This is a genomic window from Neisseria sp. HMSC078H04 (assembly GCF_001838135.1).
In the GTDB taxonomy this organism is placed as follows: domain Bacteria; phylum Pseudomonadota; class Gammaproteobacteria; order Burkholderiales; family Neisseriaceae; genus Neisseria.
This window is the reverse complement of record NZ_KV835852.1, coordinates 298,837-318,615: the sequence shown is the minus strand read 5'-3', so window position 1 is coordinate 318,615 and position 19,779 is coordinate 298,837. Positions and strand designations below refer to the sequence as shown.

At 51.9% G+C, this 19,779-nt stretch carries 15 protein-coding genes; 9 read left to right on the top strand and 6 right to left on the bottom strand.

From position 1 onward, the window contains the following. The first annotated feature begins 134 nt into the window (after positions 1-134). The 3 genes from HMPREF2560_RS10185 (at position 135) to HMPREF2560_RS10175 (ending at position 4,912) form a co-directional block, all read left to right on the top strand. The gene (locus HMPREF2560_RS10185) at positions 135-1,364 is read left to right on the top strand and encodes a TolC family protein (RefSeq protein WP_070608081.1); all 1,230 of its coding nucleotides are present in this window, start codon (positions 135-137) and stop codon (positions 1,362-1,364) included. A gap of 43 nt (positions 1,365-1,407) precedes the next feature. After that, positions 1,408-3,594: a type I secretion system permease/ATPase gene (locus HMPREF2560_RS10180; RefSeq protein WP_070607765.1), complete on the top strand. Its 2,187-nt coding sequence runs from the start codon at positions 1,408-1,410 to the stop codon at positions 3,592-3,594. An 88-nt stretch (positions 3,595-3,682) separates the two neighbouring features. Next, complete coding sequence (locus tag HMPREF2560_RS10175) at positions 3,683-4,912, top strand: HlyD family type I secretion periplasmic adaptor subunit (RefSeq protein ID WP_070607767.1); 1,230 nt, start codon at positions 3,683-3,685, stop codon at positions 4,910-4,912. An 85-nt stretch (positions 4,913-4,997) separates the two neighbouring features. Here the strand turns inward: HMPREF2560_RS10175 and prfH are convergent, their stop codons facing one another. From prfH to pheA, 3 genes are all read right to left on the bottom strand, one after another. After that, positions 4,998-5,636 (bottom strand): peptide chain release factor H, encoded by a 639-nt coding sequence (prfH, locus tag HMPREF2560_RS10170; protein ID WP_070607770.1) that lies wholly within the window; start codon positions 5,634-5,636, stop codon positions 4,998-5,000. 2 nt (positions 5,637-5,638) lie between these two features. Then, the gene (locus tag HMPREF2560_RS10165; protein ID WP_070607773.1) at positions 5,639-6,772 is read right to left on the bottom strand and encodes an RNA ligase RtcB family protein; all 1,134 of its coding nucleotides are present in this window, start codon (positions 6,770-6,772) and stop codon (positions 5,639-5,641) included. 397 nt (positions 6,773-7,169) lie between these two features. Continuing rightward, positions 7,170-8,258: a prephenate dehydratase gene (pheA, locus tag HMPREF2560_RS10160; protein ID WP_070607776.1), complete on the bottom strand. Its 1,089-nt coding sequence runs from the start codon at positions 8,256-8,258 to the stop codon at positions 7,170-7,172. 171 nt (positions 8,259-8,429) lie between these two features. On the opposite strand from pheA, the gene tsaE reads away from it, so the two are divergent. Both tsaE and HMPREF2560_RS10150 read left to right on the top strand, forming a co-directional pair. Beyond that, positions 8,430-8,900, top strand: a complete 471-nt coding sequence (gene tsaE, locus HMPREF2560_RS10155) for a tRNA (adenosine(37)-N6)-threonylcarbamoyltransferase complex ATPase subunit type 1 TsaE (RefSeq protein ID WP_070607779.1) — start codon at positions 8,430-8,432, stop codon at positions 8,898-8,900. Then, a complete protein-coding gene (locus HMPREF2560_RS10150; protein ID WP_070607782.1) occupies positions 8,888-10,135 on the top strand; it encodes an N-acetylmuramoyl-L-alanine amidase in 1,248 nt (415 codons plus the stop codon). The genes tsaE and HMPREF2560_RS10150 overlap by 13 nt, the downstream gene beginning before the upstream one ends. 166 nt (positions 10,136-10,301) lie before the next feature. On the opposite strand, the gene HMPREF2560_RS10145 is transcribed toward HMPREF2560_RS10150, so the two are convergent. Both HMPREF2560_RS10145 and HMPREF2560_RS10140 read right to left on the bottom strand, forming a co-directional pair. Continuing rightward, on the bottom strand, positions 10,302-10,760 hold the full coding sequence (locus tag HMPREF2560_RS10145) for a hypothetical protein (protein ID WP_070607785.1): 459 nt from the start codon (positions 10,758-10,760) through the stop codon (positions 10,302-10,304). 1 nt (position 10,761) lies between these two features. Next, positions 10,762-11,373, bottom strand: coding sequence for a DUF4230 domain-containing protein (locus tag HMPREF2560_RS10140; protein ID WP_083306174.1), 612 nt, complete (start codon positions 11,371-11,373; stop codon positions 10,762-10,764). Positions 11,374-11,560: 187 nt separating this feature from the next. On the opposite strand from HMPREF2560_RS10140, the gene ribBA reads away from it, so the two are divergent. From ribBA to HMPREF2560_RS10125, 3 genes are all read left to right on the top strand, one after another. Continuing rightward, positions 11,561-12,904 (top strand): bifunctional 3,4-dihydroxy-2-butanone-4-phosphate synthase/GTP cyclohydrolase II, encoded by a 1,344-nt coding sequence (gene ribBA / locus HMPREF2560_RS10135; protein ID WP_210400424.1) that lies wholly within the window; start codon positions 11,561-11,563, stop codon positions 12,902-12,904. A 254-nt stretch (positions 12,905-13,158) separates the two neighbouring features. Next, positions 13,159-16,797 carry a TonB-dependent receptor TdfG gene (gene tdfG / locus HMPREF2560_RS10130; protein WP_070873860.1) on the top strand — a complete coding sequence of 1,213 codons (3,639 nt, stop codon included), beginning with the start codon at positions 13,159-13,161 and terminating at the stop codon, positions 16,795-16,797. A gap of 281 nt (positions 16,798-17,078) precedes the next feature. After that, positions 17,079-18,023 carry a Slam-dependent surface lipoprotein gene (locus HMPREF2560_RS10125; RefSeq protein ID WP_070607794.1) on the top strand — a complete coding sequence of 315 codons (945 nt, stop codon included), beginning with the start codon at positions 17,079-17,081 and terminating at the stop codon, positions 18,021-18,023. An 83-nt stretch (positions 18,024-18,106) separates the two neighbouring features. Here the strand turns inward: HMPREF2560_RS10125 and HMPREF2560_RS11505 are convergent, their stop codons facing one another. Beyond that, complete coding sequence (locus HMPREF2560_RS11505) at positions 18,107-18,238, bottom strand: hypothetical protein (protein ID WP_283116349.1); 132 nt, start codon at positions 18,236-18,238, stop codon at positions 18,107-18,109. Between the two features lie 3 nt (positions 18,239-18,241). Between HMPREF2560_RS11505 and HMPREF2560_RS10120 the strand changes: the two genes are divergently transcribed. Next, entirely contained in the window at positions 18,242-19,735 is a 1,494-nt protein-coding gene (locus tag HMPREF2560_RS10120) for a surface lipoprotein assembly modifier (RefSeq protein ID WP_070607796.1), read from the top strand. Positions 19,736-19,779: the final 44 nt, after the last annotated feature.

Below are 19,779 nucleotides of genomic sequence, written 5' to 3'. Positions count from 1 at the left end.
AAATGTATGTGTTCTCGTTCAAAATTCACCCGGTCATGCCTCAGGCGATACCCGATACGGACAACGATAATATATAAATCATTTGGTTAAAAATCATGTCGCATATTTATTCTTCACCCACAAAGCCCCGTTTATTGTCATCGGCCGTCGCCGTCGCCTGCTGTCTGCTGCCGTTTCAGACGGCCTCTGCATACAGCCTGCAAGACATCCTCAGGGACGCTTTAATCAGCGACCCGATTGTGCGTGAAGCCAAAGCCACTCAAGAAGCAGCGCAAAGCACGACCAAAGCCACGCGCGCACGCCATTATCCTGTCGTTACCCTGACCGGCACGAAAGTGCTGGCGCAACACAATAAATACAACAGCAACGACATGGATGACGGTATCGGCGTGCGCGGCAGCGTAAACATTTACTCATGGGGTGCGATTGAAGCCGCCGTCCGCCGTGACCGCAGCCGCGAAGAATACTATCAACACAAATACACCGAAAGCCAAGAGCAGCTGGGCAGCGATATCGGCCGCCTCTATCTGAGCGCATTGCGTGCAAAAGAAACCCTGATCCTCAACGAACAGACTTTGGCGCGCCACAACAACCTCTTAAAAGACTTGGACACCATCGTCAAATATGATGCCGGCCGCCGTTCCGAGCTGATTGAAGCGCGCGCGCGCCAGCTGCAAGTAGCCAACATTATTGCCCAACAACGCCGCACCATGGATTTGGCTCTGAGCCGCCTGTCCCGCTATACCTCGCGCCAGCTGACTGCCAACGATTTGGAAGATCCGTTTAAAAACGACACGGCGAAATCCATCAGCGAACGCTTCAACAACCCCAACCGCAACAACAATCCGTCCTATCAGGCGCAATTGGCCGAGCGCGACAGCGTCCGTGCCGATTTGGATGCCTCTAAAGCCGAACGCCTGCCTGCCCTCAATTTGGAAGGCAGTGCGACGCGTAACACCAGACAGCTTTATTTAAACGTTGCATGGAATGTGCTGGATATTGCCGCACGACACAATGTAGAGCGCAATGCCAAATCATTGATTGCCGCAGAAGCCAAGTCCGAACAAATCCTGCGCGACATGAACGAACGCGTTCAAACATCGGCCATCGATATGCAGGAAAGCGAACAGCGTACCGCGCTGACGGCGCAACACATCGCCGCCCAAAAAGAAGTCATCAAAGTGTACGAATTGCAGTTTAAAATCGCCCGACGTACGCTGACCGACGTTTTGAGCGCATACAGCGAGTTATCCTCCATCGAACAGGATTACGTTGCCGCACGCAACGATTTCCGCGATGCGGCGCTCGACTATTTAAATACCCAGGCCAAAATCTCCGCTTGGGTCGGTTTGGCGCAAAAATAAAGCCATATCCGCCGGTTAAACCAAAAACATTACGCGAAAAAATATGAAAGCCATCATTGAACATATCGTTTTAGTGACCCGCCTTTTGGGTGCACCCGTATCCGAAGCCGCTTTGTCCGCCGAAGTCGTGCGCGATAAAAAGCTCAAGGTCAACTATCACTCACTGGTCGAAGTCCTGCGCAGCCACGGCTTTGAAAACACCTTATCCAAACGCAATCTGGAAGACATCCCCTCGCTCGCCGTGCCGGTCATGATTATCCTGCACAACGAAGAGGCCGCGGTCATCACCCAAATCGAAGGTTCCGGCCAAGAGCGCAAATACCATATCCGCCAAGTCGACGGTTTGGAACAAGAACTCAGCCACGAGCAGCTCTCCGGCCTGTATTTGGGCTACTGCTGGTTTATCAAACCCAAAATGGCTACCGATATGCGCTCGGAGCTGCCTGAATACCATTTGCCCAAAGCATGGTTTTGGAAAGTCATTTGGCGTTTCCGCAGCTACTACTACCAAGTCATCTTGGCCACCATCATTATCAACTTCCTTGCGCTCGTCAGCTCTTTATATGTGATGAACGTGTACGACCGCGTGATTCCCAACCAAGCCTATGAAACCTTGTGGGTATTGAGCATCGGCGTGGTCTTGGCGATTTTGTTTGAATTTGCCGCCAAGATGATTCGCGGTCATTTGACCGATATTGCCGGTAAAAAGGCCGACCTGATCATCAGCTCCGCCCTGTTCCGCCGCGTGATGGCATTACGTTTGGCAGACCGTCCTGCATCTTCCGGTTCATACGCCAGCAACCTGCGCGAATTTGAAGCCGTGCGCGAGTTCATGACCAGTGCCAGCTTGTTGACTATTGTCGACTTGCCTTTCCTGTTGCTGTTTATCTTCGTGATTTCCATGGTCGGCGGCAAACTGGCACTCGTTCCCTTGACCATCATTCCGATTGTCGTGATTGTCGGTTTTGTCGTACAACGCCCACTCTCTCGCCACATCAACGAATCAATGAAAGAAGGTTCGCAACGTTCCGGTCTTGCTGTTGAAGCCATCGAAGGTATCGAAACCCTGAAAACCAACAACGCCACATCTTGGGCGCAACAACGTTGGGACGAATACACCGCCAAAACTTCCGCTTCTTCCATCAAAGTCAAAGACACCAGCAACTTCATGGTCAACTTTGCCGTTGCCATGCAGCAGCTCAATACCGTCTTCTTGGTCGTCGTCGGTACCTATCTGATTCATGCCGACAACCATGCGGAACGCATCACCATGGGTGCATTGATTGCCTCCGTGATTCTGTCCGGCCGCGCTTTAGCTCCATTGGCACAAATCGCCGGTTTGGCCACCCGCTTCCAACAGGCCAAACTTGCCCTCAAAGGCGTAAACGATATTGTTACCCGCCCTATCGAGCGTAATCCGGAACGCAAATACATTACTTTGGACAACGTACAAGGCAACATTACCTTTGAAAACGTATCGTTCAAATATCAAGCCGACAACAACAGCGCTGTCGAAGACTTGCGCCTGACCATCAAACCGGGCGAAAAAGTCGGTATTTTGGGCCGTATCGGCAGTGGTAAAAGCACCATGCTCAAACTGGCCAGCGGTCTGTACGACACTGAAAAAGGCAACGTTACCCTTGACGGCGTCGATATGCGCCAGCTTGACCCCAACTTCCTGCGCGATCAAGTCCTGCTGTTGAGCCAATCGCCACGCCTGTTCCTCGGCACATTGCGTGAAAACATGGACTTGGCACGTACCGGTAGCTACTCTACCGACCAAGACTTACTGACTGCGCTCAACCGCTTCGGCCTCGACAAAATCATCCGCAACCATCCGCGTGGTTTAGATATGCCTCTGGGTGAAGACGGCTTAGGCTTGTCCGGCGGTCAAAAACAAATCATCGCTCTGGCACGTATGACCTTGCGCAACCCGAAAGTCGTCTTGCTGGACGAGCCGACCACCAGCTTGGACCAAGCCACTGAGCGTATGGCGCTCAATGCCATCGCCCAATGGGGTCGCAACCGCACCATGCTTTTGGTGACCCACCGTCCGCAAGTGTTGCAAATCGTCAACCGCATCATTGTGATGGACAATGGTAAAGTCGTGATGGACGGCCCACGCGACCTGGTATTGCAAAAACTCATGCAAAACGAACAGGCCAAAGCAGCCAACATCAAACAACAACAGCAACAAGCTGCCGCAGCCCCTCAATCGGCAGCACAATAAAGCAAAAGGCCGTCTGAAACCTACTTACTCTTTCAGACGGCCTGCCCTAATGGTTAAAATCCACCAAACACAATAAAGATACACGATTATGAGCCGCGAAAACAACGTCAAATCCAAAGACCTACACCTCATCAACGACCTCAATGCCGCCCTTCAAAAAGAAAAACACAGCGGCCAATTTTGGGTCATCATCCTATTCTTCCTTTTCCTGGTTGTCTTCGTCGTCTGGGCATACAACAGCCCTGTCGAAGAAGTGACTCGCGGCAACGGCAATATCATTCCCAGCAGCCGTGAGCAAGTAATTCAAAGCCTGGACCCCGGCATCGTCACCGAAATCATGGTTAAAGAAGGCGATATGGTCGAGAAAGATCAGATTCTGATGAAACTCGACGACACGCGCAGCTCCGCCGTTTTGCGCGAAAGCGAAGCCAAAGTCGAAAACCTCGAAGCCACCGTTGCCCGCCTTAAAGCCGAAGCCTACGGCACCAAGCTCTCCTTCCCTGACAGCGTGGGCCCTGAGCTTCGCCGTCGCGAAATCGCCGCCTACAAAGCACGCCGTCAAGCCATGACCGACGCCGTCAGCGGCCTCTCACAAAGCAAGGCCGCGCTTGACCGCGAAATCGCCATTACTGCGCCTATGGTTGCCGAAGGCGTGGTTTCCGAAGTCGAACTTTTAAGAATGCGCCGCGATTCCGCAGACTTAGCCACCCAAATCTCCGAACGCCGCAACCGCTACAAAGCCGATGCCAACAACGAACTTTTGCAAGCCGAATCCGAGCTGGCGCAATCCAAAGAAAACGTTGCCATGCGTGCCGACCCGGTTGAACGCTCGCAAATCCGCGCGCCTATGCGCGGCATCGTCAAAGGCATAAAAGTCACCACCATCGGCGGCGTTGTGAACGCAGGCGAAGACATCATGCAAATCGTCCCGGTTGACGACAAACTGCTGGTCGAAGCCTACATCCGCCCGCAAGACATCGCCTTTATCCGCGCAGGCCAACCTGCATTGGTTAAAGTCAGCGCATACGACTACTCCATCTACGGCGGTTTGGAAGGCAAGGTTACCCTCGTTGGTGCCGATACCGTCAGCAACTCCATGCAAAACCGTGCCAATGACCTGAAACTCGACCCGAACCAAGTCTATTACCGCGTTCTCGTCCAAACCGAAAACAACTCACTGAAAGACAAAAACGGCAAACCTATGCCGATTATTCCGGGCATGGTTGCAACGGTGGACATCAAAACCGGTGAAAAAACCATCTTCCAATACCTGATCAAACCGATTACGCGTATGAAACAAGCGCTAAGCGAACGCTAATTCGGTAAAACGATAAAAGGCCGTCTGAACGTTTTCAGACGGCCTTTAGTTTATGTTTTAAATGCCTACTTATCCGGCAGATAAATTATTTCTCCTTAAAAATAGCTCCGACAAACGTCATTTTTGGATTGCCGCGCTCAACTTGATAGAGTTGCGCGTACTGCGCCTGCGCAAAATTTCCTGCCTGTCCGGCATGATGCTCCGCCAGTTTTTGCGCCAATAACATGACCGCCAATTTTTTATTGGTATGCTGACTGCGTTCGCTCTCGACCCGCACGGAAATGCCGCTTTCTTTATGGGTAGCGCGGACGGCGCTTTCGGTTTTATTGACGTGTTGCCCGCCTTTACCGCCCGAACGGCAGGTTTGGAACTTGATTTCATTTTCAGACGGCATTTCATACGTCTGCGGCATATTGGGCAAACGGAAAACGCCTATATACCAATTTTTGCGCGGATGTTTCGGACGGACAGGGCTAGGACATATCCATTGGAGCGTCCCCTGCCAAGTTTGCGCCAAGCTTTCGGCTTTCTGCCCTTCCAATTTGAGCGTTGCCGACAAAATACCGTGCTTATCGGCGGTTTCGGTAACAAGTTCGGCATCAATGCCTTTTGCTTGAGCTTCGGCAAGCAGCTTGCCCAAGACAAAACGGGCAAATATACGGCACTCTGCCGGCCCTTGCGCGGTGGAAATTTGCAGATAAACCGCTGGTATATTCTGTTTCATCTTTATGCTCCACACTCACCGCGGGTTTTATAAGTCAAAACAGGCTTAAACCGCGCAACCAATTCAATCAAACCTGCGTTTTTCATGGCGGCAATAACGCTGTCGATGCTTTTATAAGCCTGTGGCGCTTCTTCAAAAATCAGTGCCTTATCCTGGCAAACGACTACGCTGCCAAATTCGATCTGGCGCAGGCTGTCGGCAGTATATTTGTGCGACAGCCTGCCTTTGCATTCGCCGCGCTGCCATTTCCGACCTGCGCCGTGAGCCAAGGTATTCAACGAAATTTGGCAATCTTCGGCAGGTCGGACCAGATAGCTGTAATCGCCGCGCGAGCCGGGTATCATGACCAAGCCTTTATCGGTGGGCGTTGCGCCTTTTCGGTGCAGCCAACCGGTTGTGCCGTCAATCTCGGTTTGTTCCAAAAAATTATGATGGACATCGAGCAGGCATATTCCTTCTGCGCGCCAACGGTCGAGCATTCTGGCCGCAATCAGACGACGGTTAAGGCTGGCAAATTCAAGGGCTGTTTGGTGTTCGGCAAGGTAGGCTGCTGCCACTTCACCCCCTTCTGCCAAACCTTGATGCCCAAAGGCGGCAATATGGCGTTGCAAAATCTGCTGGCCTAATCCACGCGAACCGCTATGCACCAACAGTTGCAGATGGTTTTCATCAAAATTAGGCGGAAGCAAATCGGCGCGATAAACGGTATCAACGGTTTGCAACTCGGCAAAATGGTTGCCGCCGCCAATCGTACCTACGGCAAGGCCGTCTGAAAATTGGCGCATATCGACAGCGTCGCCTAACAAATCAACCTGTTCGTCTTTATCCAACGGCGTATCGATATTGCCCAGCTGTTTGGCGATTTTGGCCGGCTTAAGTTTGGCTGCGCGTAAATCGGTCTGCCAAAACGCCATGCCGCAACCGATGTCGTTCCCAATCAGGGCAGGATAAAAATGACGTTCGCTGAAAAATGCCGCTCCAACCGGATAACCGCGCCCTGCGTGTAAATCCGGCATTCCGGCAACGCGTAACATATGCGGTAATCGGGCGGTGGTTTCGAGCTGTGCAACAGCGTTGCCTTCAATCCATGTATTTGAATCGGCAATAATTTGAATATGATGGGGATAATTGCCCATGTGTTTATGCTTTCTTTAAAACGGATAGAAACCGACAACAGATGACAATAAATATCCACCGTCTGCGAAATGTTCAGACGGCCTGGTTTCTAGCCGATAATCGTAGGGAAAGCAGCCCGAAGCGGGCGACATGGAATGCGAAAAGCGTTATCCGAAAATCAGACCGACGCTTGGGCTGCAAAGAATGTGATTGAGCGGATTGAAGTATTGCGTGTCATGGCTTGCTCCTTTCTTTGCATGAAAATATTAAAAACGTTCGGATTATAGAGGGTTCATTTCCAATCATGCAAACTTACTGACATCAATCTGCCAATGATGTTGCATAAATGGCAACTATTGAGAACATAATTTAGGCCGTCTGAAAACTTTTCAGACGGCCTTTGATACCCAATAATCCTTACAAAACAACGGTCGGATAAGAGCCGACAACTTTCACGAAGGAAGCACGTTCGCCCAAAAGCTGCAAGGCTTTTTGGACATTTTCATCGCTTTGATGGCCTTCGATATCAATGAAGAACAGGTATTCCCACAAAACCGATTTGCTTGGGCGGCTTTCAAATTTGGTCATGGAAATGCCCAACTCGGTGAAAGGTTGCAGCAAAGAAGTAACGGCACCGGCACGGTTGGGTGCGGATACGACCAAAGAGGTTTTGTCGTTGCCGCTGCGGCCGGTTTCTTGATGACCCATCACCAAGAAGCGCGTGGTGTTGTTCGGTTCGTCTTCGATACACTCGGCGGCAAAGCTCAACTGATAAATTTCCGCGGCGATACGTCCGGCAATGGCGGCCACATTCGGACTGTCAGATTCGGCAACCAGACGCGCTGCTTCTGCATTGCTGGCTACGGCGATACGCTCGGCATTAGGCAGGTTGCGGCCGAGCCAGTCGTTGCATTGCGCCAAGGCTTGGGCATGAGCGAAAACTTTGGTAATGCCGCCGATTTTATGGCTGTCTTTACGCAACAAGTTGTGATGGATGCGGACAACCACTTCGCCGCAGGCTTTCAACGCAGTTACTGCCAACAAGTCTAAAGTACGGCCCACCGAGCCTTCGGTCGAATTTTCTACCGGCGCCACCAAATAATCGGCTTGACGCGTTTCAACCTGTTTAAAGCAGTTGTCGATGGTGGTACACGCCATGGTGTGTGCGGCGTGGCCGAAATGTTTGATGGCAGCTTGCTGGGTAAATGTCCCCTTCGGACCCAAATAAGCAATCGTCAGCGGACGCTCCACCGCCAAGCATTCGCTCATAATCTCGCGAAACAGCCGGGTGACTGATTCGTCCGGCAAAGGGCCGCGGTTCAAATCCTGAATCCGGCGCAAAACGGCCACCTCCCGTTCAGGACGGTACACCGCGCCTGTCCCTTTCAATTCGCCGATAGCATGCGCATGACCGGCGCGCTCGTTGAGCAAACGGAGGATTTCCGCATCGATGCTGTCGATGGCATTGCGGTGCGGCAATAATTGTTCGTCTATGGATAAAGGCATAAGCTGTCTCGCAATTTTATGGGGGATATTTTGATTTTAACATTAAAGGCCGTCTGAATTCCGTTTTCAGACGGCCTCAACACTATCTTTATCTAACTTTATCGTCTATCAGGTTTGCAAACGCCGCCAATTCCATCATAATTAAGCCTTTTGAACGACAAGGCCTATTCCATGCACTCAAACGGACTGTACACCCGTTTTCTGCCCGATGAAGAAGCAACCCTGAAACTGGGTGAAGAATGGGGCAAACAGCTTTCCGCTCCGCTGACCATCTATCTTGAAGGCGGGCTGGGTGCAGGCAAAACCACGCTGACACGCGGGATTTTGCGCGGACTGGGACATACGGGCGCAGTCAAAAGCCCGACTTACACCATTGTCGAATCTTATCCGCTGGATGCATTCACCCTCCACCATTTCGACCTCTACCGCTTTACCATGCCTGAGGAATGGGAAGATGCCGGTTTGGACGAATTGTTTGCGCCTGACAGCATCTGCCTCATCGAATGGCCGCAGCAAGGTGGGGAATTTACGCCTCCGGCAGACATTACCATTACATTGACGTACACCGATAAGGGCAGAACCTGCACCTTTTCCGCCCACACAAACCAAGGCCGAAAAAGTTTAGAATCATGGTCAAATTAACTAGAAGACACATTCTCCGTCAAGGCACAGGACTATTTCTCACCCTCACGCCCGTTGGTGCCGCATTGGCCAAACCGGCCTCTCCTGCGCAATTCCTTGCCGTCCGCATTTGGCCGGCGAACGCCTACACACGCGTTACCCTTGAGAGCAACCACTCGATGAAATACCAACATTTTATGTTAGACAACCCCAGCAGGTTGGTCGTAGATATTCAAGGAGCGGAAATCAACAGCGTCCTGCAAAGCATTTCCAGCAAAGTGCTGTCTAACGACCCTTTTATCCGCAGCATTCGTGCCGGTCAAAATACGCCCAGCACCGTGCGTATCGTCATCGACCTCAAACAAAGCACCCATCCGCAAGTCTTTGCGCTCGCCCCCGTCGGCAACTTCAGAAACCGCTTGGTTATCGACCTCTATCCGCACGGCGCAGATGCCAACGACCCGATGATGGCCTTGCTCAACGGCAATGTTCCCAAACAACGTCAAAATACCAATATCGCATACGACACCCCTGCCCCTAAAAACAATCGCGGCAGCGGTGGCAACCGCCGTCCCGTGATTATGATCGACCCCGGTCACGGTGGTGAAGACCCCGGCGCAATCGGCCCGAGCGGCCTCAAAGAAAAAAACGTCGTACTCTCCATTGCCCGCGAAACCAAAAAACGCCTCGAAGCCTTGGGTTACAACGTATTCATGACGCGCAACGAAGACATCTTTATCCCATTGGGCGTACGCGTTGCCAAAGGCCGTGCACGCAATGCCGACGTATTCGTATCCATCCACGCCGATGCCTTTACCAGCCCGTCCGCACGCGGTACCGGCGTATATATGCTCAATACCAAAGGCGCGTCCAGCTCGGCGGCAAAATTCCTTGCCCAAACCCAAAACAACGCCGACGCCATCGGCGGTGTACAATCCAGCGGCAACCGCAACGTCGACAACACGATTTTGGACATGACCCAAACCGCGACCCTGCGCGACAGTCGCAAGCTCGGCCATTCCGTCTTGACCGAATTGGGCAAACTCAACCAATTACATAAAGGCCGCGTTGACGAGGCTAACTTCGCCGTCCTCCGCGCGCCGGATGTTCCGTCTATTTTGGTGGAAACCGCCTTCCTCTCCAACCCTACCGAAGAGCGGCTGCTCGGCAGCGAATCATTCCGCCAACAATGTGCCCAAGCCATTGCCACCGGTATTCAAAAATACATCAATACCGCCGTTTTACGCCGCGGTTAATGGCTATAAGAAACAAAGGCCGTCTGAAAATTTTTCAGACGGCCTTATCTTTTCAAGCAATCTATTGGCATGAACAATACAGCAAAATGGGAGAATAGCGGCAAAATAACAATTGAGCCAAACCCTGTCAATCTTTGCTATTACATGTTCTACACTCATATGCGTGCTATTTATTGTTGGTACCTGATTTACCAAATGCCGGCTGTAATTGATCAGCAAGATCGTCTTCAATCAATTGCAGCACATCAGCGGGAAGTGTATCGGCATATTGATGAATCGTTATTTTATATTGGCCTTGATACCATTGATTTAAATGCAATGCATAGGTACTTTTATGCCCGAAGCCCAAATGCTGTGCCAATCTATTCCGAATACTGTGGCGTGAAGACCCTACGTATAGAACCTGACTTGGGCGATTTAATTTTGCGCAGGCATGTGTTTTAAGTAAGCGAAAATTTTGAAATTGCTGAAAAGTTGTATTAATGTCGCCTTCAATCTGTTGGATAACATAAATAAAGCATCCATGACTGGGCAATTGTTCCAACGTTGTAAATTCAAAGGTACGGTCAGGTACAAGCTTTTTTGCTTGTATACAATGTTCAATTAATCGGTCAAGATAACGCATATTAACCGCACTTCCCTACCGCAGCCGGATAGACAGATACCTTCGTCTGCGTCAATGCAAACAGGTTTTCCAACTGCATTTGCGCCTGACGGTTGGCATGTTCCAAAATCTCAGCCTTGCACGCGCTTTGCAATACCTGCCGTCTCGCCTCTTCCTGCACCGTCTTAAATACAGACTTATCCATAGGCAGCAAATTAAACGAGCCGGTCTGAATATCGTACACTTCGATATTTTCCAAATCCACGCTCAAGATTTCCACCGCCGGCAGGCTGATCAATACCTTGTCGTCCACAATATTGACATTGTCCGCGCCTAACTTGTCCAAATCCAAACCGGCCAACACCTTACCGCGCACAATAAAAATACCGCTTTGCGAATCCTGCCACAGCCTGCGCCAATCCCCTTTTTTCTCCGTACGGATAATCGTATCGATATAAAATGCCGTACTTTCCAAGCGGTTCATCTGCTTAATCTGCATCAAAACCCCATCACGGGACAAAACCTGATGTTCTTCGTTCTGACCATGCAGGGCATAAAACCAGCCGCCTGCAGCCGTCAGCGCACACAACACCAGCACGACCAATCCGCGCCCAAGCATTTTCATTTCAAACATCCCCCGTTAAAATAATCATCAAAACATTCCCCATATTCTCCCAAAACCGTCAATTTCAAGCCCTACCCAGGCCGTCTGAAATATTAAAACTTATTACCAAAAAGTAATAAAAAAATCTTAACAAACAAAGTTTGCCTTTTGGTAAAGACAAGACTACAATCCATTACACACAATTCAATTTCATCTCATCATGAATACCCCCGACCTGCGCCGCCACAACCTGCGGCAATGGATAACACAACACCACAACGGCCAGCAGACCAAGTTTGCCCAAGCCATCGCCATCAACCAAGGCGAGCTGTCCGCCCTGCTGAAAAACAAATCTTTCGGCGAGAAAAAAGCCCGAAAAATCGAGCAAGCAGCCAATATGCCTGACATGTGGCTGGATCAAGACCACCAAGACCGCCACGCCCCCACCATCAGCCAAGAAAGAAATACCATGTCCCACATCTCCACCATCCCCGAAATCCTAGCAGACATCAAAGCCGGCAAAATGGTCATCATCACCGATGCCGAAGACCGCGAAAACGAAGGCGACTTGCTGATGGCCGCCCAATTCGTTACCCCCGAAGCCATCAACTTCATGATCAAAAACGCACGCGGCCTGGTCTGCCTGCCGATGAACGGCGAAATGGTCGAAAAACTCGGTCTGCCCATGATGACCCAGAAAAACGGCGCGCAATACGGCACCAACTTTACCGTCTCCATCGAAGCCGCCCACGGCATTACCACCGGCATTTCTGCCGCCGACCGCGCCCTGACCATTCAAACCGCCGTTTCCCCATCCGCCAAACCAGAAGACATCGTCCAACCCGGCCACATCTTCCCACTGCGCGCCCAAAAAGGCGGCGTACTCGTCCGTGCCGGACATACCGAAGCCGGCGTTGACCTGGCACAAATGAACGGTCTGATTCCCGCCGCCGTCATCTGCGAAATCATCAACGACGACGGCACCATGGCGCGCATGCCCGAACTGATGAAGTTCGCCGAAGAACACAATCTCAAAATCGGCACCATTACCGACCTCATCGAATACCGCAGCCGCACCGAAAGCCTGCTCGAAGACATGGGCAACGCACCCGTACAAACCCCGTGGGGCGAGTTCCAACAACACGTTTACGTCGACAAACTCTCCGGCGAAACCCACCTCGCCCTCGTCAAAGGTACACCAACCGCCGACGAAGAAACCCTCGTCCGCGTCCACGAACCCTTCAGCGTCATGGACTTCATCCAAGCCAACCCGCGCCATTCATGGTCATTGCCCAAAGCCCTTGAGCGCATCCAACAAGCCGAAAGCGGCGTAGTCATCCTCCTGCACCGTACCGAAGACGGCGCCACCCTGCTCGACCGCACCCTGCCCAAAGGCGCAAACCAAGCCTACAAATGGGACAGCAAAAGCTACGGCATAGGCGCACAAATCCTCGCGGGCCTCAACGTCAAAAAACTACGCGTCCTCGGCCAGCCGTCATCCTTCACCGGCCTCACCGGCTTCGGCTTAGAAGTCGTCGGCTTTGAAGAAGCTGAAAAATAATCTTGCTTAATTGATTCTCAAAGCAAATGAAACAAAAGGCCGTCTGAAAATTTTCAGACGGCCTTTTTATCTCTCTATTTATCTGAATATTATCCAAATAAAATTATGATAAAAACAACTACTTATTAAATTATTTCAATAATGATAAGAATAATCAATTATGATATAAATATTAATAATATTTAAAAATTTTATATTTTTTATATAAAAGAGTATTTTAACCTATTATATTAAGTTCTTAACAAAGAGAAACTATGTCTGCTTTTACTCCCAAACCCAAAATAATCATTCTCAGCCTTGCCAGCGCATTCAGTACATTAACCGTTGCCAATACCATCGAAACCTCAGCTCGACCAGAACAATACCAGGAATTGGATACCGTTGTTGTCAGTGGCAAACGTACCAACGACCAAAAAGGCGCGGACGACGTGTATTACAAAAACGTCTCCAACGCCTACGTCGGCAAAGAATACCTCGAACGCTACCGCGTCCAATCCGCCGGCGACGTGCTCAAAGGCCTAAACGGCGTGTACAACATGAACACCCGCACCGCAGGTGGCGCGATTACACCCAATATACGCGGCATCACCGGCAAGGGCCGCATCCCCGTAACGCTGGACGGCACGGAGCAAACGGTCGATGTCTGGCTCAACAACTACGGCGTGGGAGACCGCAACTACCTTGACCCCGCCCTGTTCCGCAGCATCGCAGTTGAAAAAAGCCCCGCCCTAACGCGCGGCGTAAAATCAGGCGTCGGCGGCGCGATGTCCATCCGCACCATCGAACCCGCCGACATCATCCCCGAAGGCAAAAACTGGGGAATCGAAGTCAAAACCGAGTTTTCCGGCAACACCGTGGCGCAGAAAAACGACTTGCGCCAATTCTTAGGCCGCGACTACCGCACCCTCTCGCCCATAGGCGCAACGGCGGACGGAGTATCGGGTATGCCCGATGTATTGACCGGCTATACCGGCAAACCTTCCCCCACCGCCCTGTTGTTGGACGAAGGCATAGCAGGTACGAAGTATGCGGGCGGCAAAAGCCACACCAACTTCAAAGACGATAGGCAGTTGATGTTGTCCGCCGCCTTCAAAACCGACATTACAGACGGCCTTGCTGCATACAGCCACCGCCAAAAAGGCAACTACTACGCGGGCAAACGCGGCTATCAGAGCTACCTCAACAACCCCATTTACGGTGCAGATGCCTGTTACGATCAGTATCCCAACAAATCGCAACTGGAAAAAGACATACTCTGCAAATCGTCTTCCAGTCTAGTACCCAATATGGCCGTCCTGTTCCGGCCGGGCGAAGAAATCATGAACAGCCACACCGACACCAAAACCCTGCTGCTGAAAAACAACTGGTATCTGCCAAGCAACCAAAAAATCAGCCTGCAATATATGAACAACAAAATCGGCTTCGGCGAAATCAATCCCCTGATAACGGCATGGATACTCGGTTTCGCCGAACAATCCCTAGACGAACCCGCGCAGCAGGCACCGGGCATAGGCACGAAAATCGACAGCAAAACCTACAAAATCGGCTACGAATGGAAACCGCAAAACAACAAATGGATAGACCTTCAAGCCGATATGTGGCGGGTGAAGACCGACAGCAACCGCCATCAGAGCGGCGGCCCCGTCGTCGGCGTCATTACGCCCGACTATGAGTACGACCTTTGGTACTGGTGCAACATACGCAAACAGCCCTCGCCCAACCTGCGGGGGGAAAGCTGCGAAGACGCGATGGCGTCGAACACCTACGGCTCGGCGCGAACCCACGAAGAAGTGCTGCGCATGATAGAAGACACGCCCGACAAAATCGCCCGCAAGCTGGCAGAACACGATGAAAACAACCGTGCGATTACCGACCGCTGGATGGGGCATACGGGCGGCTACTACGCCATCACGCCCGCCGATAAAAATGTGATGACCGACCAGACCAACCAAATCGGCAAAATGATGAATCTGGCCGAACTGAAGCAAAAGCTGAATCAGGAACGCTACTACATCGAACATCCCGACCGCATCATCGTTCCCGGCGCGCGGCAGCGTACCGACGTCGTCCGCAACGGCTTCAACCTCAGCAACCGCTTCCGCCTTTCCGACAAACTCAGCCTCACCCTCGCCGCCGACTACCAGCGTGAAACACTGGAAGAACGCACCGATACCGCCGACAGCAATGATTTGATGAATACTTTCGGCGTACTGACCCGCATGGCGGCCTTGGGCGGCCCGCAGTCGGCGAAAAAGCACGAATGGGGCGCGAACCTGGTGTTTGACTGGAAACCGACTTCCCGCCTGAACATACAGGCGGGCGTGCGCTATCAGAACTTTAAAGGGCGCAATATCGAACTGGCGCGGCAGCGTGCCGCACGCAACCCCTGGTATCAGTACGGCCTGGGTTCGGACAGCTATGTTACCGGCCTGCTAATGCCGTATTACGAATTGGCGGATGAAGAAGACTTGCGCTTATTAGACGGTTTGCGGCGGACTTACAACCGCAATTTTTGGGATCAAATGGATAGACAAAGCGACGAGTATAAGCAGTTAAGCCGCCGCTTTGCCGAAAAGAACGGCTATGATTTCAATCAGGTCGAAGACGACGGCTCCGATGATGCTTTTTACCGTACCCGTATTTACGGCAAAGTGGATGGCAGCCTTACCATGAAAAGTGAAGCCGATAAAGATAAAGACGCACTTTATATCCTGCGCCGTAAGCAGATTATCCCGATGGTCGCGGGTAAATTCGATACCGATAAAATACAGATTACTCCGGAAATGTACCGTGAAATGGTAAACAACCCACAAGGCAAAATAGGCCGCTACCGCCGCTATATCCCGGGTTCGCCTGTCGGCAAATACGGTGATGATTTCCGTATTAGTGATAGGCTGGTTAATGAGTATACGGGCAGCTCCTATCCGTCTCCGGATCAAAGGGTAAGTCACGACTATAATAATACCGCGTGGATACCCCATCCATTCGGCGAAGCCGACCGCTGGCGCATGCCGCAGGAACAGCGCGCGCATTCCTGGGCGCCCATGCTGTCGGTCAGCTACGATCTTGCCGACAACCACCGCCTCTTCGCCCGCTATGCCCGCATGAGCCGCTTCCCCAGCCTCTATGAATTGACCGCTTCCACCGGCAGCGGCGGGCTGTACGGCAGCAAGACCGTGGCCGAATACAGCCTGAAGCCGGAAAAAAGCACCAACTGGGAAGTCGGCTACAATTTCAATTTCGCCCCGCATTTCGCCAAACTGCGCCAAGGCGACCTCCGCCTCACCTACTACAGCAATAAAATCAAAAACCAAATCGACACCTCGAATATGGACGGCGGCATGATCCAATACGACAAGGCAATCAGCAAGGGGGTGGAGCTGCAAAGCCGCCTCGACAGCGGCCGCTTCTTCGCCTCCTTCGGCGGCACTTACCGCTTGAAACATATGGTGTGCGACAAGAGTATCGCCTTCAAATTCGACTATTACTACCAACGCGTACCCGAATGCCTCGAAGGCGGCTTCGGCCTCAGCCGCTTCTTCCAATCCCTGCAGCCGAAATATTCGCTTACCCTCGATGTCGGCACGCGCTTCTTTAATGAAAAACTGGAATTGGGCATGCGCGCCATCCATCACAGCAAGGCGGAGCGGAAAAACTACGACAAGCTGATTGCCGACGGCGTGGGGCAGGTGTATGAGCGCAACGGCAAACCCTACGGCTGGCATGCCGCCACCCTTTTGGATGCCTATGCCCGCTACCGCATAGGGAAACATATAGACTTGAATTTCGGCGTGACCAACCTTGCCAACCGCTATTACCTAGACCCCATGTCCAGCACCCCCGTCCCCGGCCCGGGCAGGACGGTTACCTTCGGCATCAAGGGTAGGTTTTAGGGCTTGACCGCATCATATTGCAGCTGGCGGGCAGGAATCTGCCCGTCGGCTATAGTCTGTTACCGTTACTATAATATTTGTATTTCTTAGATGATAATGCAATGATATTAAAAATAAAATATTGACAAATGCAATCCGCACTTTATATTTGATAATGAGTTTTAATTAGATTTATATTTTTATTTATATTAATATGCGCCCTATCGGTAACACCCGATACACCTTGCCGCTCGAGACAAAACAGCGGTATCCATCATATCTTTTCTTTAAAAGGAAAAATCATGAAAGCATCGCAATTAACCCTCGCCGTCCTTCTGACCGCAGCCTTCGGCTCTGCTGCTCATGCGGCTAATGTGGAAGGTGGTTCAAGCAATCCAAACTTAATCGAACCCAAAACATCAGATTCCCTACCCTTCGGTGCAGGTGCGGCCGGTATCAAAGTCAGCACAGGCAACGGCCTGTCCAAATCCATCAACCTCCAAGCCGGCCCCGCGCAGCGCATCCGCAACAAATACGGCAATGCGCCCATCAACGGCGGTAATCAGAACGCCAATGTAAACGGCACGGCCAATCCGAAATATCTGCAACCCGGCGACATCAACCCGATTGCGGGCTGGTTCTCGAAAACCAAACTCGCCCAAGTGTGGTATGAAAAACGCGCCAACAACACCGAAGTGTTCAGCGTACGCCAAATGGCCGACCCCAAATTACCGATTGCGCCGAAATTCGGCGGCATGACCTTTGCCAAAGTGCCGACTGCGGCAACCAACGTCTTCTTCGGCGAATGGGCTCCGCGCAAAGGCAACAGCAATCAGATTACCAACAGCACGGATTTGAATATGAACGACGGCAACCGCACGGTTTGGTTTGTGGGTGAGAATCCGACCAAAAACACTATGGGCTTAGCTACCGCCACCTATAATGTTGTCGGTATCAACAAGCACACGCCGGGCAAAAACGATTTCTATACCGGTGAAATCAAAGCCACATTCGGTACGGGTGACAAAGGTTCTATGAGCGGCGCACTGAAACGCGCAGGCGATAAGGATTTGAGCTTTAATGGTGTTGAAATTAACAATGCTGACGGCTTGTTCAAAAGCGGTGCGGGTAATCATGAAAAAATCCAAGGCCAATTCTACGGCAAAGGCGCGGCAGCTATGGCGGGCTATGCCGAACGCGGCAACGGCAAAGGCGACGACGTAGCCTTCGGCGGCGCGAAAAAATAACCTTGCCCGCTTACGCGATTAGGGAATGCCGGTGTTTTCGGCGTTTGGCCGTCCGTTCCCGCAATCAGAAAAACCGCCGTTTTTTAACCGCAGCCGCAGTAGGCATAAATATACTGCGGCTGACCTGTTTCCGAAGTGCCGTGCAAACCTGCATTGCCTTGATGGATTTCTGCTTTTACTTCTTTCAGACGGCCTCCCCTCCCAAAGGACCCCATCCCATGACCCACCGCCTCTGCCTGCTTTTCCTGCCGCTCTGTACGGTCTGCCTTGCCGCCCCGTCCGACGATGCCGCAGATGAACGCCGCCGCCTGCTGGACGAGGGCAGCCGCCAAACGCAGCAATACCGCGAAAGTGGTTGGCTGGATACGGAGCAGGCACGCGGGGAAATAGAGGAAAACGACGGCTATATTTCGATAGGCGGCGAAATCTACCAAGTCGGCGATACGGCGGAAGAGCTGGAAAGCGCGATTTATCACTCCCTCAACGCGCGGCAGTGGCACAAGGTGCGGCAGTTCGCCGCCCGCTACGACAAACTGCCCCAGCACAAACCCGCGCTGATTCATTTGGCCGATGCGCTACAAAAACGGGACGAAGGGAATTTCCGCGCGGCAAGGAACAGTTTTCAGACGGCCTTGGAAGCCGAACCCGACAACCCCCGCCTTCTGCTCGAAGCGGGGCGGTTTTATGCCGAAGACAACCAAAACAAAGAGTCCGCCGCCGCGTTTGAGAAAGTTCTGAAAACGGATATTCCTGCTGAAACTCACCCCATCGTGGAAAACTACCTGTCCGAACTGGGCAAACGCCGCCGCTGGCACGGCCAAATCAGCCTCGGCTACGGCTACAATAGCAATGTAAACCAAGGCAACGGCATCAACCAATGCGTGTGGGAAATCTCAGGCATGTGCCTGATGGAGCGCACCCTGCCCGCGCCAACGGATTCGACCTTCTCATCCTATAGCGCGACCGCCGAAAAAACCGTCCCGCTCAAAGGGCATCACGGCGTACAGGTGCGCGGTGTGCTGTACGGCAACCGCTACACGGAAAAAGACAAAGATTCGGCGGCCATGCCGGATTACGGCTATCACAACGGTTCGCTTTACGCGGGATATGCCTATGCCGACGCACGCTCCTCATTTTCCCTGCTGCCCTATTTCGAATACGACTTCCGCAACCGCCACACCCACTACCGCGCATGGGGTGTGGATGCCGACTGGTCGCGCACACTCTCCCCGCGCTGGCGTGTCAATGCCCGTGCCGGAGCGAAAAAGACCGGATACGGCGGACAAAGCAAAGATTATTTTGCAGACTACAAACAATACGAACTGGGCGCGGGGGCGGAATTTTCCATCACGCCGAAAAGCGGTCTGTTCGCCAACTTTGATGCAACACGCAAAGCCTATCCCGAAAAATCTTCTTCCAGCAAGGAATATACAACACGGCTGGGAGCGTATAGTTTTTTTTCAAGCGGTACTTACCTCAACGCCATCCTGCTTCACCGCCGCAGTCTTTATGACGCGGCAAGTTTTGTCAGCGACAACAAACGGCGGCGCGACAATCAATACATAATGATAGCCGCTGTGGGCTTTCCGCAGTGGAACCTTAAAGGCGTGTACCCTGAGTTTCGTTTCAGACGCTCAATCTCCCATAGCAATACAGCACATTACCGCTACCGTCAGAGTGAATGGCTACTAAATTTTAAATATCGATTTTAAAATTGAGTCATTTAGAAATACGCTAAAACAGCGATACAACCATA